Consider the following 23,565-nt stretch of genomic DNA (forward strand, 5'->3'; position numbering starts at 1 on the left):
CTGCCGGAGCGGAGCCGCGGCAAGACCGTTCGGAGTCCGCGAGAGACTGCAAAACGGGATACTCAGAACGTTTATAAATGCTAGTTTATGCTTTTTCGCATCCATTACACAACTGTCGATTACTATGAGTTCAGAAGAGAGTTCCATGTCCACAATGAACCGTATCGAAACCGACGTATCCGCGACGTGGCGGACGTTGATGATTGCCGGCGGGATTATCGCCATACTGGGCGTCATCGCCATTCTCGCGCCGTTTATCACCGGAATCTCGCTGTCGATATTCCTCGGTGCGCTCCTCATCGTTGGCGCAATTCTCCGGGGGGTCCACGCGTTCGGCGCGAGTAACTGGAAAGGTGGCCTGTTCCAAGGCGCGATGGCAATCGTCTACACCGTCGCCGGTGTTGCGCTCATTGCGAACCCGCTGGTCGGTCTCGCCTCGCTGACGATACTGCTCATCGCGTACTTCTTCGTCGACGGTCTCGTCGAAATCGTGATGGGTCTCCGTCTGCGCCCCGACGCCAACTGGGGATGGCTCGTCGCCAGCGGCGTACTCGGCCTCGTCGTCGCCGGCCTGCTGTTCGTCGGCTTCCCGAGCACCGCGCTGTGGGCCGTCGGCCTCCTGTTCGGCATCAACCTCCTCGCCTCCGGCATCTCGATGGTGATGGTGGCGATGGACGGCCGCGACCACGCCCGCGAAGACGCCGCGTCATCGGCGGCCGGTAGCGCCTAATCGAAACGACCGCATTCGCTTTGTTTTTAGTCGTCGCGCACGCCGCATCAGTCATGGACCTCAGCGAGATAGAGCAGCTCATCGAGGCCGGTATCGAGGACGCCGACGCGACCGTCTCCCGTCCACGGAGTCCCGACGAGAACCACGAGGACGCCCACTTCGCGGCCGTCGTCGTCTCCCCGGCGTTCGAGGGGAAGTCGCTCGTCCAACAGCACCAGATGGTGTACGACGCCCTCGGCGAGCGGATGACCACCGACATCCACGCGATGGAGATAAAGACGTACACCCCCGAACAGTACGACGGCCAGTAGTCAACCCGCTTGGGTTCCTTCGTCCCGACTGCCCGCGCCCCCACGCTTTTGCACCGCGCTCGCGTCCGAGCGGATAGCAATGACCGACCGGTTTCGGGACCCCGCGTGGCTTCGCGGTCACGTCGCAGACGTGTTGACGTTCTACTATCCGACCTGCGTCGACGAGACGCGCGGCGGCTTCGTCGCACAACTCGACGAGCGGACGAGTCGCGTCTACGACCCCGAACCGCGTCATCTCGTCGCCTCCGCTCGGTTCGTCGTCAACTTCGCCCGCGGTGCGCGTCTCGACGACGCGGCTGCAACTGCGGGGACGAACACACCAGACGCCGATGCGCTCGACTGGTGTCGCTCGGCGGCCGCACGCGGTGCGGAGTTTCTCGCGGACGCCCATCGCGACGCCGAGGCGGGCGGCTACCAGTGGCTGCTCTCCGGCACCGACCCCGTCGACGAGCGACGCTCCTGTTACGGCCACGCGTTCGTCCTGTTGGCGTACGCCGAGGCGACGATGGCAGGCGTTCCGGGCGCGCGTGAACGGCTCGAAGCGACGGCCGACCTCGTCGACGAGCGGTTCTGGGAGGCCGACCACGGCCTCTGTCGGAGCGAACTCGACGCCGACTGGAACTCCGTCGAGTCCTACCGTGGGCAGAACGCCAACATGCACATGTGCGAGGCGATGCTCGGCGCGTACGAAGCGACGGAGAATCGAGCCTATCTCGACCGGGCGCTCACCATCGCCCGGCGGATGACCGTCGACCTCACGGAGACGACGGACGGTCGAATCTGGGAACACTACACCGAGTCGTGGGACCACGACTTCGCGTACAACCGCGAGCAACCCGAAGACCTGTTCCGGCCGTGGGGCTACCAACCCGGCCACCACGCCGAGTGGGCGAAGCTCACCGCCGCGCTCTCGCGGCATACGGACGAACCGTGGCCCCGAGAACGGGCGACGGAACTGTTCGACGCCGCCCTCGACGGCTGGGACGAGGAGTACGGCGGCTTCTACTACACGCTGGACCGCGAGGGCGACCCCGTCGTCGACGACAAGTACGGCTGGCCGGTCGCCGAAGCTATCGGCGCGGCCGCGGTGCTGTCGGACGTCGTCGACGACGCCGACAGAGAGCGATATCTGGAGTGGTACGACCGCCTTTGGGCGTACGCGGAGGCGAACCTCGTCGCACCCGGCGGCAACTGGTACACGCAACTCACGCGGGAGAACGAGTACGTCGACACGAGCGACGGACCGGCGGTCGAACCGGGCTACCACCCGATTGGAGCCTGTTGGGAGGCGCTGCGTAGCTTCGACGGCTGAGGTCGACACGCCGGGAGAGTTGTATTTTCATGCCCATAACACCGGTAATTTGAAAAGATAGGTCCGACGAGTGGTCGGCATGCGTCTCCGTCGCCTCACCCTCCCCCTCGGCTTCGCAGTCGTCGGCCTCAGTTATCCGCTGCCGTTCTTTCTCGTCTCCGCGCGGCAGGAACCAGTCGTTCTCTTCACCGTTCTCGCCACCTGTCTCGCTGCGGCGTGCGGAACGCTCGTCTGGGCCGGCGCAGCCGGTTCGGAGCCGTCGCGTCGGCGCGGTGCGCTCGTCGGTGCGATGGCGACGCTCGTCGGGGCCGTCTGCAACGGTCTCGGAATGGTTGCCGTGTTGCTGGCGATGTACCCGCTGAACGGGTCGCTTCTCGAACAGACCGCGGCGCTACTGCTGCTCTCGACGCTCGTCGGCGTACTCACTGTGCCGCTGGCAGCGATGCTCGGCGTGTTCGTCGCGACTCGGCCGTCGTTCGGTCTTCCGCCGGGCGGAGAGTCGCCGCTGTCGTCGCTGAGTCGGTCGCCGGACGCGACGTTCCGACAACTCGGTGTCCTCGCGGGTATCGTCGTCCTCGTCGCTCTCGGCGGCGCTGTCGTTCAGTACACCGACCCGACGACACCCGCGCCCGCGGCCGACGCTCCCGAGTACGCAGGACCGGACGCACCCGCCGAGGAGCAGGTCGCACAAGCGCAGGCGCGAACTCGCGCCGTCTCGCACACGGTGACGTACTCGACGTCGATGTACGCGCCGAACGGGACGCTCGTCGAACGAGTCTCGCCGTTCCAGCGCGTCGAACACGACCGCAGCAGCGACCTCGTTCGCGTCTCCACCATCGCAGCGGGCAGTCGGCCCGACGAGTTCGTCACCGCACTCTACACCCAAGATGGCGTCTGGCGGTGGGAGAGCGACGACACCGACCCCGAGACGAGAGCCATCCAACCGATGATGCGTCCGTACGGTATCGACGCGTACTGGACGGCGGCGACGACAGACGCACCGGGACAGGTCGTCAAGCGGACGAAAAACACCACGACAATCAGGTACTCGACGCCGACAGACCGGATGGGCCGGCCGTACGACACGAACGGGAGTCGGACGGTGACCATCGACCGGACGAGCGGTCGACTCCTCGAAATCGAGACGGTCCACGTCAGAGAGTCCGGTGAGAGAGTCGTTCAGACGTACCGCTATCACGACTACGAGAACACGACCGTCTCCCGACCCGACCTTCCGGCGCGTCCGCTGGAATGGCATCTCTACGACCTCCTCGCCGGACCGCTGAACGGCGAGACGCCGCTACACTGAACGCAGTGGAAGAAGCAGAGGCGCTCAGCGTCAGAGTCGCGGTTCGGCGTTCTCCAGTTCGTCGAGCGAGCGGTTCTTCAATGCCTCGCCCGTCTCGGCGTCGAAGAGATGTATCGCGGATTCGGGGAACCGCGCGACGGCCGGTTGGCCGGCCTCAACCGAGCGCATCCCGCCGATGGTTGCGACGAACGTGGTGTCGCTGTCGGCGGTGAAGTTCAGGTAGACGTTGTTCTCGTTGCCCATCGGTTCGACCACGTCGACGACCGTCTCGTAATCGTGGTCGCCGCTGGCTTCGGAGACGAGTTCGATGTCTTCAGGACGGACGCCAAGCACGACGCGGACCGCGTCGCCGAGACTCTCACGAGTCTGCTGTGAGAGCGGGTAGGCGAACTCTTGGCCGACGAGTCTGTCGCCCTGCATCTCCATCTCGAAGAAGTTCATCGAGGGGTCGCCGATGAAGCCCGCGACGAACTGGTTGGCTGGTTGGTGGTACGCCTCCAGCGGCGTCGCCACCTGCTGGAGTCGCCCGTCGTTGAGGATGGCGATACGGTCGCCCATCGTCATCGCCTCCGTCTGGTCGTGGGTGACGTACATCGTCGTCACGCCGAGGTCCTCTTGGAGACGCTGAAGTTCGGTGCGCATCCCCGAACGCAACTTGGCGTCCAAGTTCGACAGCGGTTCGTCCATGAGGAACACCTCGGGGTCACGGACGATAGCGCGGCCGAGGGCGACCCGCTGGCGCTGCCCGCCGGAGAGTTCTCTCGGTTTGCGGTCGACCAGTTCGCCGATGTTGAGCATCTCGGCGGTCTCGGTCACCTTCGTCGAGATAGTGTCGCCGTCGAGGTCCGTCGACTCTTCGAGGCCGAACGACATGTTCTCGCGGACGGTCATGTGCGGGTACAGCGCGTACGACTGAAACACCATCGCGATGTCTCTGTCGCGCGGCGAGGCGTCGTTGATGACGCGGTCGTCGAGACGTATCTCGCCGCTCGTTACCGTCTCCAGTCCCGCGACCATTCGAAGCGTCGTCGATTTCCCGCATCCCGAGGGACCGACGAGAACGAGGAACTCGCCGTCTTCGAGGTCGATGTTCACGTCGTCGACGGCGACGATGTCGCTGCCGTTGTCGTCGAACACTTTCGTGACGTGGTCGAGTATGAGTTGTGCCATGTTAGGATTCTCCCGCGACGCCTTCCGCGAACTGTTCGCCGAACAGTACGTAGACGACGAGCGTCGGAAGCGCCGCGACGAACGCGCCCGCCATCTGCAGGTTGTACTGCTGGACCATCGAGCCTTGCAACTGGTTCAGTGAGAGGGTGACGACCTGATTTTCCGGACTGGTCAGAAGCACCAGCGCGAACAGCAGGTCGTTCCAAATCTGGGTGAACTGGTAGATGAGCGTCACCGCGAAGATGGGCACCGACAGCGGCAGGATGATCTTCCAGTAGATTCGCGCCACCGTCGCGCCGTCCAAGCGCGCCGCCTCCAGCATCTCCGGGTCGATGGTCGCGTAGTACGACCGAAACAGGATGGTACAGATGGGGATGCCGTAGGCGGTGTGCGTGATGATGAGTTCGAGGAGGCCCGTCCGTTCTGCGAGCAGCGGAACGCCCGCGAGAATGTCTTCGAGGCCGACCATCGTCCAAAACTGCGTCAACGGGACGAGCACCGACTGGTACGGCACGAAGATACCGGCGACGAACAGCATTATCACCGCGACCTGTCCGCGCCAGTCGACGTTCGTTAGGCCGTACGCCGCGAGCGACCCGAAGATGGCCGACAGCGCGGTAGCCGGAATCGCCAACAGCAGGCTGTTGAACACGCCGAGTTGTAGGCGACTCCACGCCTCGAACCACGGTTCGACGGTGAAGCCAGACGGCGGCGGCGGGACGAACGGCGTCGACCCGATAAACGCCTCTTGGGATTTGAACGCCGTCATCAGACCGCTTTCGAGCGGCGAGAGGTAGAACGCTGCCATTACGACCAAGACTGCGTACAGGCCGATGCGCTGGAAATCGATACCGCTCGTCGAGTCGTTGGCTGTCTGTGAACTCATAGGTCACCTCTGCTGTACTGCAGGTAGAGATACGGACCGATGACGCCCAACGCCATTAAAAAGAGGACGGTGGCGATAGCCGACCCGTACGCCCAGTTCGTCGCGCGGAACGCCTCGCGGAACATCATCACCGAGAGGATATCGGTGGACGGCCCGGGAGTCGGTCCGAAGAGGACGAACAGGAAGTCGAACGCCTTCAACGCGAACACCATCAACACGACGGCGGCGCTCGTCGTCGACGCACGCAGTTGCGGGATGATGACGCGGCGGTACATCCGAATCGTACTCGCGCCGTCGGTTCTCGCCGCTTCGTACTGTTCTGTCGGTATCGCTCGCAGGCCGGCGAGGTAGACGACCATGCAGTAGCCCGAGAACTGCCACATCAGCGCGAAGATAACCGCCGCCAGCGAGAAGCGCGGGTCCGACAGCCACGCGTACGCGAGGAAGTCGAGGCCGACCGACCGCAGGGCGACGTTTATCAGTCCGATTTCGGGGTTGTACATCCACGCCCAGAAGATGGCCGTCACGACGAACGAGAGGCTCATCGGCAGCAGGTAGATGGTCCGGAACGTGTTCTCGAACCGTATGTTCTGGTCGACGAGAATCGCCATCAACAGCCCCAACAACAGGGTGACGACGGTGAAGGCGATGAGCAGCACGAACGTGTTCTGCGTCGCCGTCCAGAACGTCGGGTCCGACAGCATCTCCTCGTACATCGCAAAGCTCAGAGAGCTGTAGTCGGGTTGGCCGAGGCCGCTCCAGTCGGTCAACGAGATGACGACGTTCCAGCCGATAGCGCCGTAGACGAATAGGCCGATGAGCAGCGCCGGCGGGAGCCAGAACGGCAGCGACCCGAGCAGGTCGCTGTCGAGCGCGTCCCGTAGCCGCGAGCGACCCACCGTCTGTTCTTTCGTCACGGTGCCGCCGTCAGGTCGCGCGTCGCCGTCGCTATCGGGAGGGCGGCGACCACGTCCGAACAGTCGAAAAATGAACTCTCGCATCACTCGCTCCGGTTAGAACGAGTTTGCGATGCGGTCGTACGCACCGTCGACGTTCCAGTTCTCGTTGAACGCCGCGAACGCCTCTTCGAGGCTGCTCTTGACGTCCGGCGAGACGGCGGTGCCGTGGGCGATGGTCGGCGGTTGCGAGTCGGAGTTCTCGAAGTCCTGTCGCTGCTGCTGGAGGAACGGACCGAACGGTTCGTCCGGCACGTCCGTCCGCGGCGGAATCGACCCCTTGATTGGGTTGAACCGCTCTTGGGCGTCGACGGAGCCACAGTAGGTGAGGAACTGCCGCGTCGTCTCCGGCGACGGGTTGTTCGTCGGCATGACGAACGAGTCGGTGACGACGGCGTACAGACCGGTCGTCCCCGGGAACGGGACGTGCTCCCACTGTTCGCCGTAGTTGAAGTTGTCCGCACCGTCGTACTGGCCGGCCGCCCAGTCGCCTTGGTGAATCATCGCCGCGTCGCCGTTGATGACTTTGCTGTTGCCTTGGTCCCACGTGATGGAGCCGGCGTCCTGGTTGAAGTGGTCGCTGTAGGAACTCAGCCGCGAGAGCGCGTCTTTGACGCCCTGCTCGTGGTTCGAGACGTTGCCCTGCGTGAAGTCCATGTAGGCGTCGACGCCCTGTTCGGCCTGGAAGATGGCCTCCCACAGCTGCAGCGACGACCACGGCGACTGCGTCTGGTGGGCCATCGGCACCGCGTCGGTGTTGTTGGCGATGGAGTTCATCGCGTCGAGAAGCGCCTGCGGGCTGTCGACGCTCTGCATGTCGACGCCTGCTTCTTCGACCACCGAGACGTTGTAGAACAGGTTGTTCAGTCGGTGGATGTTGATGGGGACGGCGACGTAGTTGCCGTTCGACTGCGCGGCGTTGCGGACGCCCTGCAGGTAGGCGTCCTCCATGTCGCCGGACCAGATGTCGCTGATGTCTTCGAGCATATCGCTCTCGGTGTACGGCGTCAACGCCTGTCCGGGCCAAATCTGGAACGTGCTCGGCGGGTTCTCGTTGAGCACGCGGTTTCGGATGACGGTGTCGAGCGCACTTCCTGCACCACCGGGTGCGGGGTTGTTGTTCACGCTCGCGTCCGGATACTCCTCTTGGAACCCTTCGAGCAACGCATTCAGCGCGTCCTGCTCGCCACCGGCGGTCCACCAGTGGACGATTTCGAGTTCCTGATTACCGCTGCCACCACCGTCGCCACCGCCGCCGCTCTGGTTGCCGCTGCCGCCCGAGCCACCGCTTCCGTTGCCGCTGCCGTCACCGCCGTCGCCGCCGTCGCCGCCCTGCGAACAACCGGCGAGTGCGGTGACGCCCGCAGTACCTGCGAGGCCAGTTAGTTTGAGATACGAACGTCGAGAGACCGGTGAATCTTTGTCAGTCATGATGAATCCTCAACGATTTACGGAGGGATATGGCCACTATCGATAGTTAAGTATTACTCCGTCGACGAGTGAATTGTTATCATATGTGACGACTAACCGTCGAACCGACTCGTTTCCGATAAAGGCCGAGTTCGAGGTTCCGACGCGGTGCATCGAGACGCCGCGAGACGACCGCTCGGAGTCGGAAGGGTCGCGTTCGGGTCGGCCGGTATCGGTGGCTTTTACGCCTCACTCTGCGTGGGGGCGACCATGAGCGACGACTACCGTACGGAGCGAGACAGCCTCGGTGAGATGCAGGTCCCCACCGACGCGTACTGGGGCGCACAGACCCAACGCGCCGTCGAGAACTTCCCCATCTCGGGAATCACGTTCGGACGGCGGTTCGTCCGCGCACTCGGCGTCGTCAAGAAGGCCGCCGCACAAGCCAACCGTGACCTCGGCCTGATTCCCGACGAGAAGGCCGACGCCATCGTCGACGCCGCCGACGAGGTCATCGCCGGCGACCACGACGACCAGTTCCCCGTCGACGTGTTCCAAACCGGGTCGGGGACCTCCTCGAACATGAACGCCAACGAGGTCATCGCCAACCGGGCAGCGGAACTCGTCGGCGCGGAAATCGGTTCCCGGGAGATTCACCCGAACGACCACGTCAACTACGGACAGTCCTCGAACGACGTGATTCCGACGGCGATGCACGTCGCGTCGCTCGAAGCCGTCGAGAAAGACCTCCTTCCGGCGCTATCGGAACTCGCCGAAGCGCTCGGCGAGAAAGAACAGGAGTTCGACGGCGTCGTCAAAACCGGCCGGACCCACCTGCAGGACGCCACACCCGTCCGCCTCGGTCAGGAGTTCGGCGGCTACCGAACCCAGATTGAGAAAGGCATCCGTCGCGTCGAACACACCCGCGACCACCTCTCGGAGTTGGCACTCGGTGGCACCGCAGTCGGGACGGGCCTGAACACTCACCCCGAGTTCCCCGGGAAAGCCGCCGAGTACATCTCCGAGGAGACGGGAATCGAGTTCCGCGAAGCCGACAACCACTTCGAGGCGCAGGCCGCCCACGACGCGATGGGCGAGGCCCACGGCGCACTTCGGACCGTTGCCGGGTCGATGAACAAGATTGCCAACGACCTTCGGCTTCTGGCCTCCGGCCCGCGCAACGGTCTCGGCGAAATCGAGCAACCCGAGAACCAACCAGGAAGTAGCATCATGCCCGGCAAAATCAACCCCGTCGTCGCCGAAGCCGTCAACCAGGTCCACAAACAGGTCGTCGGCAACGACGCCGCCGTCGCCGCGGGCGCGGCCGAGGGCCAAATCGACCTCAACCTCTACAAGCCGGTGCTGGCGCACAACTTCCTCGAATCGACGGAACTGCTGTCGAACTCGGCGACGGTGTTCGCCGACCGGTTCGTCCGCAAGTTGGAGGCGAACGAGGAGTTCGCCGCCGAACAGGTCGAACGGAGCATGGCGCTGGCGACGGCGCTCAACCCCGCCATCGGCTACGACAAAGCCTCGAAGGTCGCCAAGAAAGCGCTCGCGGAGAACAAGACGGTGCGCGAAGTCGCCGTCGACGAGGGCTATCTCACCGAGGAAGAGGCCGACGAGGTACTCGACCCCGAGAAGATGACCCACCGCGGCATCCTCGGCGACGACTGAGGGTGCTGGGAGTCGGATTCGACGGCCGGCCGATGTGTCGCCGGCGCGACCAATCGGGTTCGTCGACCATCCACGAGTCGAGTCCGTTCTTCTGCGTAGACTGTTCACACACGACACCGGTTTCTGGAAACGAAATCGACAGACGGCGACACGACACGTGAACTGGTCACGAAAGCGTCGAAAAACGACATCTTGATGGGGTGTGCCCGTGATTTTTCCAGCATGGTTGGGATGAACGTCCTACGCGAGTCGAAGGGCCGCGACAAGCTGCTGTGCCGAAAGTGCGGAGCCGAGTTCCCAGAGGGTCAGGCCACCCGAGACGGCTGGCACTATCGATGCCCCGAGGACGACTGCGACGCCGAAGGCCTCGGCGAAGGGCTTCGACGCGCCTGAGCGCACCTCGCTGACTGTACCGCCACGAAACCGAAAACCGACTCACTGCGGCCCGCGACCCGACCACGGTCGAACGCGAGCCGTGTCGGACGCTCTCATCTCTCACGTTCTTTCCCACCCTCCCGGTGCCGAGCGCCCGCCAGACGCGCGAGCGGGAGACTGAACCATTTTTACGCCCCCCGCGCGCAGGGAGAGACAATGACGGAGTACGACTACGAGGAGCTCGGCCTCGTCGCGGGGCTGGAGATTCACCAGCAACTCGACACCGCGACGAAGTTGTTCTGCGACTCGCCGACGGTGCGCCGCGAACCCGAGGAGGCGACCCGGACGTTCACGCGCTATCTCCACCCCACGCGGAGCGAACTCGGCGAAATCGACGACGCAGCGCTCGAAGAGAGCCGCGTCGACCGCGAGTTCGAGTATCTCGCCTACGACACGACTTGTCTCGTCGAAGAGGACGACGAACCGCCGGCGAAACTCGACGCCGAGGCGCTCGACGTGGTGATGCAGATTTCGGAGCTGATGGAGATGTCGGTCGTCGACCAGGCGCACGTGATGCGGAAAATCGTCGTCGACGGCTCGAACACCTCCGGCTTCCAGCGCTCGTCGCTCATCGCTCAAGACGGTGAAATCCAGACGAGCGAGGGAGCCGTCGGCATCGAAGACCTGATGCTCGAAGAGGAGTCCGCCCAGCGCATCGAGGAGCGCGACGACGGCGTCCTCTACAGCCTCGACCGTCTCGGGATTCCCCTCGTCGAAATCGGAACCAAACCCGACATCTCCTCGCCCGAGCAGGCCCGCGAAGCCGCCGAGACAATCGGGATGCTGCTCCGCTCGACGGGGAAGGTCAAGCGCGGCCTCGGCACCATCCGCCAGGACGTGAACGTCTCCATCGCCGACGGCGCGCGCGTGGAGATGAAAGGCGTCCAGAGCCTCGACGACATCGACGACATCGTCCGCAACGAGGTCGGCCGACAGGTCGAACTGCTCGCCATCCGCGACGAGTTACAGCAGCGAGACGCCCACGTCGGCGAGCCACAGGACGTGACTGACGTGTTCGCCGACAGCGATTCGGGAGTTATTCGCGGCGCGCTAGATTCGGGTGGGAAGGTTACAGGAGTGCGTCTCGCAGGGTTCGACGGCCTCGTCGGCCGCGAACTCCAACCGGACCGCCGCCTCGGTACCGAACTCTCCGACCACGCGAAACGCCACGGCGCGGGCGGCATCTTCCACACCGACGAACTGCCCGCCTACGGCGTCACCGAGGAGGAAGTCGACGCACTGCGCGAGGCTGTCGGCGCGGAACCGGAGGACGCAGTGGCTATCGTCGCCGCCGACTCGCAGACCGCAGACCTCGCTATCGACGCGGCAGCGGTCCGTGCCGAGGCAGCCATCGAAGGCGTCCCCGAGGAGACCCGGGGGGCGAACGACGACGGGACCACGCGCTACCTCCGGCCGCTGCCGGGCGCGGCGCGGATGTACCCCGAGACGGACGTGCCGCCGGTCGAACCCGACCCCTCCGAAGTCGAAGTGCCCGAACTGCTCACCGAGAAAGTCGAGCGCTACCAATCTGAGTTCGGCCTCGACGCCGGACTCGCCGAACAGGTCGCCTACGGCCGCCGGATGCCGTTGTTCGAACGGGCCGTCGACGACGGCGCGGACCCGACGTTCGTCGCCGGACTCGTCGAGAGTACAGTGACGGAACTCCGGCGCGACGACGTGCCCGTCGAAAATCTCGACGACGAGCAGTTGCTCGCAGTCGTCGCCCTCGTCACCGACGGTGACCTCGCAAAAGAGGGCGTCAACGAAGTGCTGGCGCTCTTGGCCGAGAACCCACAACTCTCGGCCGAAGAGGCAGTCGAGGAGGCGGGCCTCTCCGGTGTCAGCGAAGACGAGGTGCGCGACGCCGTCGTCGAAGTCGTCGAGCGCAACGAGTCGCAAGTCGAAAACGAAGGGATGGCTGCGTTCTCGGGACTGATGGGCGAAGCGATGGGCGCACTCCGTGGTCGTGCCGACGGCGAAATCGTCAGCAGCGTGCTCCGCGAAGAGATTCAAAAGCGCGCCTGAAAACTCGGACACGATAGCGACGCCTCTCGGATATCGACTGTTTTTCGGTCGGAATCGGTCTCGGTTCGGTCAGTTGCTACCAGAATTACGCCGCTTCAACGGACGTGAGTGTGATACAGCCGTGTTCACGAATCGTCACCTCGAACCCCTCGTAGTCGAAGGTGACGACCCGACTGTTCGGCGTCGCCGTCGCCCCGGCGAACAGCGCTTCGAGCGCGTCGGGGTCGACGACCGAGTACAGCGGCGAGATTTCCATCGGTGAGACGCCTCGAAGCGCCGAAACCGTCTGAACGAGTTCCTCTACGACCGAGTCGACGTACGGGTTGAACAGCGTACAGTACTCGTGGGGGCCCGAGGCGTCGCTCACGTGATTTTGTGTCGACATCAGCTATGCTATGCCGTCGAGATGGATAACGCGGCGTATCGAACCAAATTTGGCTGCTTCCACTCCGGCCAGAGAGTCGTCAACTTCGACTGCTACGACGGATTCGTGGTGAGACGGCGAATCGGATGACGAATCGACAGCGATAGACCGAGTTCCCGACGGGTCGACGGCAAGGATGCGGACTATCGACTCGGCTCACTCCTCGCCGAGTTCCTCGACGAGCGTCTCGACGCTGTAACTCTGCAGCACGCGTTGGCTGTCCCGGAGCGTCGAGATGACGTACGTCGAGTTCGTTCGGTCGACTTCCTCGATAGCCTCGAACTCCGAGATGAGTCGTTCGACCATCTCGCTGCCGGTGAGACGGGCGATGACGATGAAATCCGTCTCACCCATCGTGAAGTACGTCTGCGTGACGCCTTCGACGGCCATCAGTTTCTCCCCGACGTCGTCGTACGACCCGCTGTAGTCGGCCAGCACTTCGACGATAACGGTGACGCCGAGACCGAACTTCTCCAAGTCGACGTCGTAGAGGTCGTTTGCGATGATGCCGTCTTCTTTCAGATTGTTCAGCCGATAGTGAATCGTCGACACCGGAATGCCCGTCTCCTCGTGGAGGCGTTCGGGACTGCCGGTCCCGAGGTCGGAGATGGCTTTCAGAAGCGTGATGTCGCGTTCGTCCATGCGCAGTCGGTTCGGCGGAAGCCCCTATGTAGCCTCCGGCGAGGCCGAGGTTGGATGGGTCTCCAACAGAGACGCGACTGCCCGTGGGATTCTCTAACATTACCGGCCAGATAATCTATCACGTTCTATCGAAACGGATTCTCTTGTAGACAAGTTTAAGGACACGAGGGAATTACGAACGTGATACGAACCAATGTCTCTCCGTCGTCTCTATCGACAACATTCGACCGCAGTGTTGTTCGCCTGTCTCGCCGTGTTCTGGGGCACCTCCTTCGTCGCCATCGAAGTCGGCCTCCACTACGTCCCGCCGCTGTACTTCGCGGGCGCACGGTACGCCGTCGCAGGCGCAGTCGTCTTCGCGTACGCCGTCGCCACGAGCGACCGGTGGCTCCCGAGTGGGCGCGATGAGTGGCTCGTCGTCACCATCGCCGGCCTGTTTCTCATCGGCGCATACCACGCGTTCCTCTACCTGGGTGAACTCCGGGTTTCGGGGCCCATTGCCGCCGTCGTCATCAGCCTCACGCCCATCTTGACCGCCGCCGTTGCGAGCGCGTTGCTCCCGTCGAACCGACTGGGCGTCGGCGAACTCGTCGGCCTCGGCTTCGGCCTCGTCGGCGTCGTCGTCCTCGTCGCCCCCGACCCGACGGCGCTCGAACTCGGTTCGATAATCGGCGTCGTGCTCGTGTTCCTCAGCGCCGCCTCGTTCGCCGTCGGCTCGGTCCTGACTCGGCCGTTCGACTCTGACCTCCCGCTCGTCTCGATGGAGGCGTGGGCGATGCTGCTCGGCGCGGCGTCGCTGTTCGTCGGCGGCGCGCTCCGTGGCGAGTCGCTCGGCGCGGTTCAGGTGACGCCCATTGCCATCGCGTCGTTCCTCTACCTGACCTTCGTCTCGGGCGTCGTCGGCTTCCTCTTGTACTTCGAGCTGCTCGACCGAACCGGCCCGACCGAAATCAACCTCATCGGCTACGCCGAACCGGTCGTCGCAACGCTCGCAAGCGCCGCGCTCGTCGGTCACGTCGTCGAACCCAACGCACTCGTCGGCTTCGTCGCTATCTTCGTCGGCTTCGGCGTGCTGAAGCGCGACGCGGTCCGTGAGTTCGTCGTCGACGACGTCCCCGTGAAAAACGACGGCTACCCCGACGCGGACTGAGTTTCCGGGGCCTCTCCGACAGTTAGTGGGTCCAGCCTCTCTCAGTTCGTGAGGCAGCCGGTCCGTTGGTGGCTCAGCCCGGCAGTCCGACAGTCTGACGGTCTGACGGTCCGGCGGTCCGTTCGCTCGCTACTCTTCTACTCCGTCAGTCGCCGAGAACGGCGAGCGCCGTGTCGTGACCGTCTCTTCTACTTGCGTCCAGACCAACACCGCGCCGACGGCCGCCAGCGCCGCACCGAACGCGAACGGGACGCCGAAGCCGAAGGTGACGAGAAAGCCCGCCGACAGCGGCCCGAAGGCGACACCGAATCCGAACGCCATCGTCAGCACCGAGAGCGTCGTCCCCGACTGGCCGTCGGGAGCCAAGTCGCCGGCGAGTGCGAGCGCCGGTGCGAACACCATCGCCCCCGCGACGCCTTGGGCGAACCGAGCACCGAACATCAGCCACGGGTCGTACAGCATCCCTTGGACGAACGTCGTCGGGACCAGAAGCACCATCCCGGCGAGGATGAATATCCGACGGCCGTAGAAGTCCGTCGCCCGCCCGATAGGCATCTGCAGGAATATCTGCGCCAACACGAACGCGGCGAACTGGAGGCCGAACAGCGTCGGTCCTTGGTCGAGTCGTGCGTTGATGATGTCGCCGAGCGTGGCGAACAGCGCGATGCCGACTGCCATGAAAAAGGAGACGACACCGAGGGTGAAAACCGGGTCCAAGACGCCTTTCCCGGAGCTGTCGAACACGCTGAACCCATCGAGCGCGCTGCCGTCCTCGTCGGCGGATTCGTCTCCGGGCGAGTCCGCGGAGACGGTCTCGGGGTCACGAATCAGCGCGAGAATGAGAAAGAAGCTGACCGTCGCGGTCAGCGTGGCGAAGTAGAACGCGGCGTCGAAGCCGCTGAACTGAACCTGCGTGCCGCCGAGTCCGACCGCGTACGGCCCGCCGGCGACGACAGCACCCGCCGCGACGGGGCCGACGCCGAAGCCGACGAGTCGGAACGTGTTGTACGTCCCCATGTTGCCGCCGCGGTTCGCCTCCGACGCCAAGTCGTTGACGAGTGCGACGGTCGTCGGGATGATGAGCGCGCCCGCGACACCTTGCAGTACACGTAATCCGACGAGGTGCCAGTAGTCGGTGGCGAGCGAGTACGAGAAACTGGCGACGCCGATGAGCAGCAAGCCGACGAGGACGAAGATTTTGCGTCTCCCCGTTCGGTCGGACAGTCGTCCCGTGAACGGCTGCAGCGGGCTGTTGACGAGACCGAAAAGCGAGAGCACGACGCCGGTGATGGCGACTTCGGTCAGTCCGAACGTGTTTCCGGTGACGAGTTCGCTCCCGATGAAAAGCGGGAGCACGACGATGAGAAAGGAGTTGCCGACCGACTCGGTCATCCGCGCCAGCGCCAGCGCCAGTACCTGCGGGTCGACCCCCAACCGACTCGACGTCACTCGGAACTCACCGAGGCTGCCACACTCATACACACGGTTAGAGGTGGCGACGCAATACCGTTGTGGCTTCGACGGCCGATGGGCGGGACGGACGCGTCGGCGACGACCGTCGACCGCAAACCACGGAATCGCCTGAATCGACGCTCAGGAGTACGCCACACCGTACACAGCTAGCGCACCTGTACTCGCCGCCGCCCCCACCATGACGAGACGGAGTGCGACGCCGTCGTCGCCGGCGTAGACGGGAACGAGTGCGAACGCACCGAGGGCGACGGCCGCACAGACCGGTGCGAGAATACGGTCGTACTTCTCGTCGTACTCGATGCTCGCGGCTTCGGCCCACCACGTCTCCTCGGGGTCGAAAAGACGGCGTTCGATGCCGTCGTCAGTTCTGATGGCTCGGTAGCGCAGTCTCACCCGAAACAACACGAAACCGAACAGTCCGGGGAGAAACAGCGCCGTTTGGACGTTTCGACCGAGTGTAAGAAGGACCGGCGCGACGACCGGAATCGGGAGAACCAACAGCACGACCGCCTCCGCGACGTCGCGGATGCGATTGTGTGGTTTCTGTTGGGAGGGCATCGTTTCGTGCTCGTGGAGTCGGTGAATAGTTCTTTCGCGCGCGGTCGCTCATTCGGCGACCGCCGGAAAACTATTTGCACCGCTCGCGTGTCTGAGCGTCTATGCCGATTTACTTCGAGGACTTGGAAGTCGGGGAAACGACCGAGTTCGGCGAGTACGAAGTGACCGAGGAGGAGATAATCGAGTTCGCCGAGCGCTACGACCCGCAGTTCTTCCACGTCGACTCCGAACGTGCGTCGGAGACGATGTACGGCGGTCTCATCGCCTCGGGGTGGCACACGGCGTCGATGACGATGCGGATGCTCGTCGACGGCTTCCTCTCGGAGGCGGCGTCGATGGGCGCGAAAGGCGTCGACGAACTCCGGTGGTATCGCCCCGTCCGACCGGGCGACGTGCTGACGTTGCGAAACGAAGTGTTGGAGAAGGAAGTCGAGAGCGACGAACGCGGCCTCGCACACGTTAGGACGACGACCACGAATCAGGAGGGTGAGGACGTGTTCTCGATGGTCGGGTTGGTGATGTTCGGCCGAAAACCGGAGTCGCTGGGTTCTCGCTCCGGGTGAGCTAGCGCCAGCGGTCGGGTTCGTCGTACTTTTCGAGCAACTGCCGTCGGTGTCTGAGTTGGCGGTTCGTCCGGCGGAAGAGGCCGAGCAGCGTCGAAATCTCGCGGTCGGTTGGATGCGCGCGACCGACGAGTCGCCGCATCAGTCGCGTCGTCTTTCCTCGCTTGTGTTCGTCGTACCCGGTGGCGTCGAGTTGCTCCGAAAAGAGGTCGTAGAAGCGTTCGACGTCGGATTCGGGCGCGCGTGACTGTTCGACGTCCGGCAACTGCGTCTCTTCGACGGTCAGTTCGCGGAGTTCGTACATGAGCACCGTCGCCGCCTGCCCGAGGTTGAGGACTGGATAGTCGTCGCTGGCGGGAATCGAGCAGATTTCGTCCATCTTCGCCAGTTCATCGTTGTCCAGTCCGGTTCCTTCGCGGCCGAACACGAGCGCAGTTCGCGTTTCGGTCGTCTTGAGACTCTCGCGGAGTTCGACGGGCGTTTTGAACGGGTAGCGGACGTGGCGGCGACTGTCCTCGTTCGTGATGGCCGTCGTGGCGACGGTGTGGTAGTTCTCGACGATGTCGTCGAACGCGACGGTTTCGGCGTTCGGGAGGATGTCCTCGCGGGCGTGGCCGGCGAAACCGTAGGCGTCGTCGTCGCGGTGCAGTTCCGGCGGGTTGACCAGTTTCAGCTCCGAGAGGCCGAAGTTCTTCATAGCCCGGGCGATGGTGCCGATGTTACCGGGCGTCTTCGGGTCGACGACGACGACGACGGGTTTCTGCCGACTCATTTCCGCGGGTACTCTTGGCCGAGGTCGACGCCGTCTAAATCCAACTCCTCGGGTTCGTCGCTCTCGTCAACGTCGTCCTCGTCACTCTCGTCGTCCGCGCCGGGACCGTAGTCGCGCAGGTTGATTCGCTCGCCCTCGAACTCCTCGTTGATTCGCTGGTGGAGTTCCTCGGCGTCGGGCGGACTCGGCATACTGTCGGGGTCGGTGTCGACGTGTTCCATCCCGCCGTAGCCGTCGGGTGCGCGGCCGCCGTCGGCGAACCACTCCTGAAACTCGTCGCGGAACAGTTCGTCGCCGACGAACTCGCGGCCGCCGGCCTCGCGGAACCAGTAGAGGAAGTCCGCCTCGTGTTCGTCGCAGAGGACGACTTCGTTCAGCGGTTCGCCGTAGACGATAGTCGCCTGTCGGCAGCGCTCGACGTTCTCCTCGCCGTGGACGAGATAGCAGGCCTGACACGGTTTCTCGACGAGCAAACTGAGTCGAAGGAGTCGCTGTCGGGGGTCCTCCGGAATGTCGTCGAGTGGTTTGAACTCACCCTCGTCGGTGAAGATTTCGGACTCCTCGAACCGCCAGCCACGGAGTCCGACGCTCACTTTCGCCATTACGCGGAGGTAACCGGTCGTCGGATAAAAAGCACGTGACTTCGGCGGTGCGACGACGGTGATTCGGGAGCGCCCTACTGCGCCGCTTCGACGGCTAACCGGCGTTCGACGTACTTCGCCAACACGTCGGCTTCGAGGTGGACGGGGTCACCGACGTTCTTCTTCGTGAGCGTCGTCAATCGAAGCGTCTCGGGAATCGCGGCAATCGAAAACGAGGAGTCGTCGTAGTCGGCGACGGTCAGCGACGCGCCGTCGACGGCAACTGCGCCTTTCTCGACGAGATAGCCCGCGAAGTCGTCGGGAACCTCGAAGACGAACTCGACACCTTCCTCTTGGTCGCGGATTTCGGCGACAGTGCCCGTCGTATCCACAGTTCCCTTGACCACGTGGCCGTCGAACCGGCCGTCGGCGGGCATCGGTCGTTCGAGGTTCACCGCGTCGCCGACGCCGAGCGTCGAGAGATACGTTCGACGTAGGGTTTCCTCGGTGGCGAACGCCTCGAACCAGTCGTCGCTGCGGCGTTCGACGGTGAGACAGACGCCGCTGACGGCGATGCTGTCGCCGACGGCGAGGTCGGAGGCGAACTCGGTGGAGACGCGAATTCGGCGGCCCTCGGCGGCAGTGGCGGTTTTCGAGATTTTGCCTGTTGCTTCGACCAGTCCAGTGTACATGCACTGACAGATGTGTGTCCGTGTGAAATTCGTTATGGTCCTCAGAACTGTTATGTTCGCTGAGTAGTGGAGGTTATCGGGATTCGAGGTCACGAGAGAGTTCGCGCAGTCGGCGGACTCGTTCGGCGGTCGGGGGGTGCGTATCGGCCGATTTCGTGCGAATCTTCTCTCGAAGGTCGACGAACCACGTCGGCGGGTCGCCGTCGTCCTCCTCGTATCGGTGGAGTGCGTGACCGTCCCACTCCGGGTCGAGATAGTCGGGTGCTTGGGTCTCGGCGGCGGCCTTCGAAGTCGAGGCGACTGACGACGGCCCGAGTGCGCCCGGTACGGCCGACAGCGCCGCGACGTTCGCCGTCCGGAAGTCCGCTTTCGGACGCGACGACGACGCTTCGTCGAGCGTTTGGAGTGCCGACGCCAGCGCTGCCGAGTCACCCGTCAGCGCCACCGCCCCGCGGTCGGCGACGAACTCGCGTGACCGCGAGAGCGACGCCAGCACGGTCAGTCCGGCGTACTGGAGCGCCAGCGCGAACGGCCACAGCGGGAGCAACCAACGGTGGCCCCCTGCCTTGTCGAGCATCTCTTCGCCGAGAACTGTCGGCAGCGAGGCGAGCGTCATCACCGTCGCGTCGCCGTTTTTGACGTGTGCGAGTTCGTGCGCCGCGACGGCCCGCCGTTCGGCCTCGTTCAACGTCTGGAAGAAGCCCCTCGTGACGACGAGTTTCGAGCGCCGACGCCCGAAACCGACGGTGAACACCTCGGGCGCGTCGCTGTCGACCAAGTAAACGGTGGGCGTCAACACGCCGAGTTGTGAGGCGAGTCGTTCGAGTTCCGAGAGGAACTGTCGCCCCCCGGGAACCGGCTTCTCGGAGAGGTCCAAGGAGCGGAGCAACCGACTCGGCCATCGCAGTTCCCGAGGAACCACGGCGGCCGAGAGCACGACGGCGACGGCCGCCGAGAACACCACGTTGGCCCAGAACACGAGTACCAGACTGCTGCCGGAGTTTCCGACGAGCACCATCACGACCACGCCGAGCGTCATCGTCGCGGTGAGAAACAGCACCACAAACGAGAGCAGGAGCAACGGAACCGACAGCGACGACATTGCCAGCATCGTCAGTCCCATCCGAATCTGCAGTCGCCGGTCGGCTTGCCACTCCATCTACCGCGACTGCACCTCGCGCTCGGCGGCCTGAAGCCGCGACACCCGGTCGTTCACCGACGGGTGTGTCCGCAGGAACGTCCGGTAGACGAACGCATCGTACCTATCCGAGTAGTACGTCAGCGTCGCCGGTTCGTCGCCCTCCGCGCCGAGCATCAGCGGTTCGTCGGGTTCGACCTGTTCTGGCGAGACGACGGTGAACGCGGCGACGCTCTGGGCACTGCGAAGGTCTTCGACCGGGTGCTTGCCGAGTTCCGTCTCGATGGAGGCGAGTGCGCTCGCCAACGACGCCGGGTCGCCCGTGATGGCGACGGCCCCGCGGTCGGCGGCGAGTTCGCGCACCCGCGAGAACGACGCGATGAGCGAACGGCCGACGAAGGAGAACAAACCAGCAATAAGCGCGACGACGGCCGAGAGAAACGCGACGACGAAGACGAGGCCGCGTCCTCTGACCGCGCCGCCGCTACCGCTGGTGAGTCGTTCGCTGGTCGCACTCGACAGTTCGTGCAACCGGCTGGCGACGGCCGTCGGGACCGAAATCGCGGTCATCAGCGCCACGTCGCGGTTCTTCACGTGCGCGAGTTCGTGGGCGACCACGGCCCGAAGCTCCGCGTCGTCGAGCGCGCGAAGCATCCCGAGCGAGACGACGAGCGTCGCGCTCCCGGCGGTGTAGCCCGTGACGAACGCCTCGGGAGCGTCGTCGTCGGAGACGGCGATAGCGGGCATCGGGAGGTCGGCTTGCTGAGCGACGCTGCGGGCGACCCGGTGGAGACGCGGGGCGGTTTCGGCGTCGACTTCGTACGCGTCGGCCTCGCGGACGACACGTGCGCCCTGCGTGAGTTCGAGCGCGCCGAACCCGAGAAGAACGACCGCAGCACCGACGGGCGCGACGACCATCGGCCAGCCGAAAAACACCGCGAGTCCGGCGAATCCGGCGACGAGCGCGGCGGTGAAGACGAGCGCGACGACGCCGAGGAGGACGGTGGCGAACGCCATGCGAGCGAGGAGGGACCGGTCCATGCGAGTACTGGTCATCGTGGTTTCATAACTCCGTCGCCGAGTCGGTTTCGAGGTCGCGCGAGAGTTCACGCAGTTGCGCCAGTCGGTCTTCGAGCGACGGGTGTGTCGCCAACAGGTGGCGTCTGTTCCACCACCGCACCGCCGACGTGTCGGTGTACGGCGAGACGATACCGAACGCCGCGACGTGTCTGCGCATATCTTCGGGTGCGTCGACGGTTTCGCCGTCGAGTTTCCGAAGCACACTCACGAGGGCACCGGGATTGCCCGTGAGTGCGGCGGCGGCGCGGTCGGCAGCGAACTCCCGCGCCCGCGAGAAATCCGCGAGTAGCAGTTCGCCGACCAGACGCAGCGGAGCTGTCAGCATCCAGAGGATTGGGCCGAATGGCGACTCCTCTCCGAACTCGTCGGCGAACCGCACGGGCATCGAAACCGCGGTCAGTACCGCAACGTCGCGGTTTCGGACGTGCGCGAGTTCGTGGGCGACCACGGCGCGGAGTTCCGCCTCGGAGAGCGCTGCGAGCAACCCAGTCGAGAGCGTCACCGTCGTCGCCGCCGGGTTGACACCGAGCGTGTACGCCCGCAGTTCTTCGGTCTCGGCGAGTTCGACGTTCGGTTTCGGAATACCGTACTGCTTTGCGGCGAACTCCACCGCTCTGTGGAGTTTAGGGGCGTTCGAGCGACTCGGCGTGTAGATGTTCTTGTCGAGCAGCAACCGACGCTGTTCGGCGAGATGGCCGACGACGAAATCGGCGAGCAGTTTCAGATACGGAATCGCCGTAACGAGCAGCACCAGCAGTGCAGTCTGTCGCAGCGACGGTGCTGACGCCGGAATCGCCCATACCCCGGTCTGAATGGCGTAGTACACGTAGAACGAACCCAGAAGCATAAACGGTACGAGCAGCGGCACGGCAACGAGCGGAGTGCCTACCAGCGCAAGCAGTCCAAGCGTCCGTATCATCCGCCGGCGAAGCGCCGTATCCGGCGTCCAGTTCATTAGCTACGCTTCGGATAATTGATGTATAGTTATGGACGGCATTCCGGTCCGAACTGACCGACTGCGACGCCGACTACCGACACCGGACTGCCTATCACGGATGGGTCCTACGACAGTGTATGCGAAACGTGGACGCCGCCGGTCTCGGCATCGGCGACGACTATCCGCCCCGAATCATGGGCGTACTCAACGTCTCCAAGGAGTCGCCGTACGAACCGAGCGTCTTCGACGACGCCGCCGAAGCCGCCGACTACGTCGACACCGCGCTCATCGACGAAGGTGCGGATATCGTCGACGTGGGCCTCGAATCGGCGAACAAGAGATTCGAGGTGCTCTCGGCCGAGGAAGAACTAGAGCGTCTCGACACCGCCGTCGAGGTGCTCGACCACGTCTCCGGCGACGCGGTGTTCTCCATCGAGACGCGATACCACGAAGTCGCCGACGAGGCGCTCTCGCGCGGATTCGACATGGTCAACGACATCTGTGGCTTTGCGGACCCGAAGATGCCCGAGGTATGCGAGGCCCACGACGTCGCCGTCGCCAAGATGGCGAGTCCGCCGGACCTCGAACGGCCCGGTGCGGTCGAAGACGTCGACGACATCTACGAGGCACTGAAACGCAACGGCCTGACCGACAAGACCATCGTCGACCCCGCGTTCGGCGGGTGGTCCGAGGAGAAAACCCTCGAAGACGACCGCGAGACGTTCCGCCGCCTTCGCGAGTTCCGCGGGTTCGGGCAACCTATCTTAGTCTCCATCAATCGGAAGAACTTCCTGCGCGACCTCGCCGGCCGCGACACGGAGGCGGCGCTGCCGGTGAGTCTCGCGGCCACGTCGATGGCCGTCGAACGCGGCGCGCACGTGATTCGAACCCACGACGTGGCGGAGACACGCGACGCAGCGCTCGTCGGCGCGGCGTTCAAACGGGACCGCGTCCACAGAGAAACCGGCGTCTCCATCGAGGAACTCGACGTGACGAACCCACGGGAGGCCGCCCGCCACATCGAACGCGTCGGCGGCGACGAACGGGCCGCACCCGAGGTCGTCTCGAACGTCTTCGAGTTCGCGTCGCTCTCTCCGGAGGAACGCGGGGCGCTCGTCGCCGCGACGAAGGAGTCGGGCGCGATGCTCATCGGCGGCGAGAGCGGCCGAACGTTGCTCGTCGGGACGGCGGGGGCGCTCGCGCGGACTGCTGACGCCGCATCCGGTGCGTCGGAGGCGCTCGACGCCGTTTTGTTGGAAATTGCGGAGACATTCACGTACGAGAAAACTTATGGCGAACGCGCTTGAACCGAGCAAGTGGACGCCGGAACGGCA

General features: G+C 64.3%; 24 protein-coding genes. 10 read left to right on the forward strand and 14 right to left on the reverse strand.

Features of this window, described 5'->3' with window-relative positions; all coding sequences use genetic code 11:
- The first annotated feature begins 154 nt into the window (after positions 1–154).
- The 4 genes from AUR64_RS16435 (at position 155) to AUR64_RS16450 (ending at position 3,662) form a co-directional block, all read left to right on the forward strand.
- A complete protein-coding gene (locus AUR64_RS16435; RefSeq protein ID WP_240479627.1) occupies positions 155–730 on the forward strand; it encodes an HdeD family acid-resistance protein in 576 nt (191 codons plus the stop codon).
- 53 nt (positions 731–783) lie between these two features.
- Entirely contained in the window at positions 784–1,041 is a 258-nt protein-coding gene (locus tag AUR64_RS16440) for a BolA family protein (RefSeq protein WP_058583054.1), read from the forward strand.
- A gap of 79 nt (positions 1,042–1,120) precedes the next feature.
- Positions 1,121–2,353 (forward strand): AGE family epimerase/isomerase, encoded by a 1,233-nt coding sequence (locus AUR64_RS16445; RefSeq protein WP_058583055.1) that lies wholly within the window; start codon positions 1,121–1,123, stop codon positions 2,351–2,353.
- A 79-nt stretch (positions 2,354–2,432) separates the two neighbouring features.
- A complete protein-coding gene (locus tag AUR64_RS16450) occupies positions 2,433–3,662 on the forward strand; it encodes a hypothetical protein (protein ID WP_058583056.1) in 1,230 nt (409 codons plus the stop codon).
- A gap of 30 nt (positions 3,663–3,692) precedes the next feature.
- On the opposite strand, the gene AUR64_RS16455 is transcribed toward AUR64_RS16450, so the two are convergent.
- The 4 genes from AUR64_RS16455 to AUR64_RS16470 are packed head-to-tail and all read right to left on the reverse strand — an operon-like array spanning position 3,693 to position 8,105.
- On the reverse strand, positions 3,693–4,832 hold the full coding sequence (locus AUR64_RS16455; protein WP_058583057.1) for an ABC transporter ATP-binding protein: 1,140 nt from the start codon (positions 4,830–4,832) through the stop codon (positions 3,693–3,695).
- 1 nt (position 4,833) lies between these two features.
- Complete coding sequence (locus AUR64_RS16460; RefSeq protein ID WP_058583058.1) at positions 4,834–5,718, reverse strand: carbohydrate ABC transporter permease; 885 nt, start codon at positions 5,716–5,718, stop codon at positions 4,834–4,836.
- On the reverse strand, positions 5,715–6,719 hold the full coding sequence (locus tag AUR64_RS16465) for a carbohydrate ABC transporter permease (protein WP_058583059.1): 1,005 nt from the start codon (positions 6,717–6,719) through the stop codon (positions 5,715–5,717). Before AUR64_RS16465 ends, AUR64_RS16460 begins: the two co-directional genes overlap by 4 nt.
- A 12-nt stretch (positions 6,720–6,731) precedes the next feature.
- On the reverse strand, positions 6,732–8,105 hold the full coding sequence (locus AUR64_RS16470) for an ABC transporter substrate-binding protein (RefSeq protein WP_058583060.1): 1,374 nt from the start codon (positions 8,103–8,105) through the stop codon (positions 6,732–6,734).
- 249 nt (positions 8,106–8,354) lie between these two features.
- Here AUR64_RS16470 and AUR64_RS16475 point away from each other — a divergent pair, with 249 nt between their 5' ends.
- The 3 genes from AUR64_RS16475 to gatE all read left to right on the forward strand — a co-directional run bounded on the left by AUR64_RS16475 (position 8,355) and on the right by gatE (position 12,221).
- Entirely contained in the window at positions 8,355–9,761 is a 1,407-nt protein-coding gene (locus AUR64_RS16475; protein WP_058583061.1) for a class II fumarate hydratase, read from the forward strand.
- A gap of 222 nt (positions 9,762–9,983) precedes the next feature.
- Complete coding sequence (locus tag AUR64_RS20155) at positions 9,984–10,154, forward strand: HVO_2901 family zinc finger protein (protein WP_205628416.1); 171 nt, start codon at positions 9,984–9,986, stop codon at positions 10,152–10,154.
- A 198-nt stretch (positions 10,155–10,352) separates the two neighbouring features.
- The gene (gene gatE, locus AUR64_RS16480) at positions 10,353–12,221 is read left to right on the forward strand and encodes a Glu-tRNA(Gln) amidotransferase subunit GatE (RefSeq protein ID WP_058583062.1); all 1,869 of its coding nucleotides are present in this window, start codon (positions 10,353–10,355) and stop codon (positions 12,219–12,221) included.
- An 85-nt stretch (positions 12,222–12,306) separates the two neighbouring features.
- On the opposite strand, the gene AUR64_RS16485 is transcribed toward gatE, so the two are convergent.
- Both AUR64_RS16485 and AUR64_RS16490 read right to left on the reverse strand, forming a co-directional pair.
- Entirely contained in the window at positions 12,307–12,606 is a 300-nt protein-coding gene (locus AUR64_RS16485) for a HalOD1 output domain-containing protein (protein ID WP_058583063.1), read from the reverse strand.
- Between the two features lie 195 nt (positions 12,607–12,801).
- Entirely contained in the window at positions 12,802–13,287 is a 486-nt protein-coding gene (locus tag AUR64_RS16490; RefSeq protein WP_058583064.1) for an Lrp/AsnC family transcriptional regulator, read from the reverse strand.
- A gap of 193 nt (positions 13,288–13,480) precedes the next feature.
- Here AUR64_RS16490 and AUR64_RS16495 point away from each other — a divergent pair, with 193 nt between their 5' ends.
- Complete coding sequence (locus AUR64_RS16495) at positions 13,481–14,437, forward strand: DMT family transporter (RefSeq protein ID WP_058583065.1); 957 nt, start codon at positions 13,481–13,483, stop codon at positions 14,435–14,437.
- A 129-nt stretch (positions 14,438–14,566) separates the two neighbouring features.
- Here AUR64_RS16495 and AUR64_RS16500 read toward each other — a convergent pair whose 3' ends face one another.
- Both AUR64_RS16500 and AUR64_RS16505 read right to left on the reverse strand, forming a co-directional pair.
- Positions 14,567–15,886, reverse strand: coding sequence for an MFS transporter (locus tag AUR64_RS16500; protein ID WP_058583154.1), 1,320 nt, complete (start codon positions 15,884–15,886; stop codon positions 14,567–14,569).
- Positions 15,887–16,030: 144 nt separating this feature from the next.
- Entirely contained in the window at positions 16,031–16,468 is a 438-nt protein-coding gene (locus AUR64_RS16505) for a hypothetical protein (protein ID WP_058583066.1), read from the reverse strand.
- A 101-nt stretch (positions 16,469–16,569) separates the two neighbouring features.
- Here AUR64_RS16505 and AUR64_RS16510 point away from each other — a divergent pair, with 101 nt between their 5' ends.
- Positions 16,570–17,031: a MaoC family dehydratase gene (locus AUR64_RS16510; RefSeq protein ID WP_058583067.1), complete on the forward strand. Its 462-nt coding sequence runs from the start codon at positions 16,570–16,572 to the stop codon at positions 17,029–17,031.
- A 1-nt stretch (position 17,032) separates the two neighbouring features.
- Here the strand turns inward: AUR64_RS16510 and AUR64_RS16515 are convergent, their stop codons facing one another.
- From AUR64_RS16515 to AUR64_RS16540, 6 genes are all read right to left on the reverse strand, one after another.
- A complete protein-coding gene (locus AUR64_RS16515; RefSeq protein WP_058583068.1) occupies positions 17,033–17,803 on the reverse strand; it encodes an RNA methyltransferase in 771 nt (256 codons plus the stop codon).
- Positions 17,800–18,405, reverse strand: a complete 606-nt coding sequence (locus AUR64_RS16520; RefSeq protein ID WP_058583069.1) for a hypothetical protein — start codon at positions 18,403–18,405, stop codon at positions 17,800–17,802. The genes AUR64_RS16515 and AUR64_RS16520 overlap by 4 nt, the downstream gene beginning before the upstream one ends.
- A 74-nt stretch (positions 18,406–18,479) precedes the next feature.
- Positions 18,480–19,076, reverse strand: a complete 597-nt coding sequence (locus AUR64_RS16525; RefSeq protein ID WP_058583070.1) for a riboflavin synthase — start codon at positions 19,074–19,076, stop codon at positions 18,480–18,482.
- A 73-nt stretch (positions 19,077–19,149) separates the two neighbouring features.
- On the reverse strand, positions 19,150–20,235 hold the full coding sequence (locus AUR64_RS16530; RefSeq protein ID WP_058583071.1) for a M48 family metallopeptidase: 1,086 nt from the start codon (positions 20,233–20,235) through the stop codon (positions 19,150–19,152).
- Entirely contained in the window at positions 20,236–21,255 is a 1,020-nt protein-coding gene (locus AUR64_RS16535) for a M48 family metalloprotease (RefSeq protein ID WP_058583072.1), read from the reverse strand.
- A 22-nt stretch (positions 21,256–21,277) separates the two neighbouring features.
- Positions 21,278–22,249, reverse strand: a complete 972-nt coding sequence (locus AUR64_RS16540; protein ID WP_082230831.1) for a M48 family metalloprotease — start codon at positions 22,247–22,249, stop codon at positions 21,278–21,280.
- A gap of 119 nt (positions 22,250–22,368) precedes the next feature.
- Here AUR64_RS16540 and folP point away from each other — a divergent pair, with 119 nt between their 5' ends.
- Positions 22,369–23,538 (forward strand): dihydropteroate synthase, encoded by a 1,170-nt coding sequence (folP, locus tag AUR64_RS16545; protein ID WP_058583074.1) that lies wholly within the window; start codon positions 22,369–22,371, stop codon positions 23,536–23,538.
- The last annotated feature ends 27 nt before the right edge of the window (positions 23,539–23,565 follow it).

Source organism: Haloprofundus marisrubri (genome assembly GCF_001469955.1).
Lineage (GTDB): Archaea > Halobacteriota > Halobacteria > Halobacteriales > Haloferacaceae > Haloprofundus > Haloprofundus marisrubri.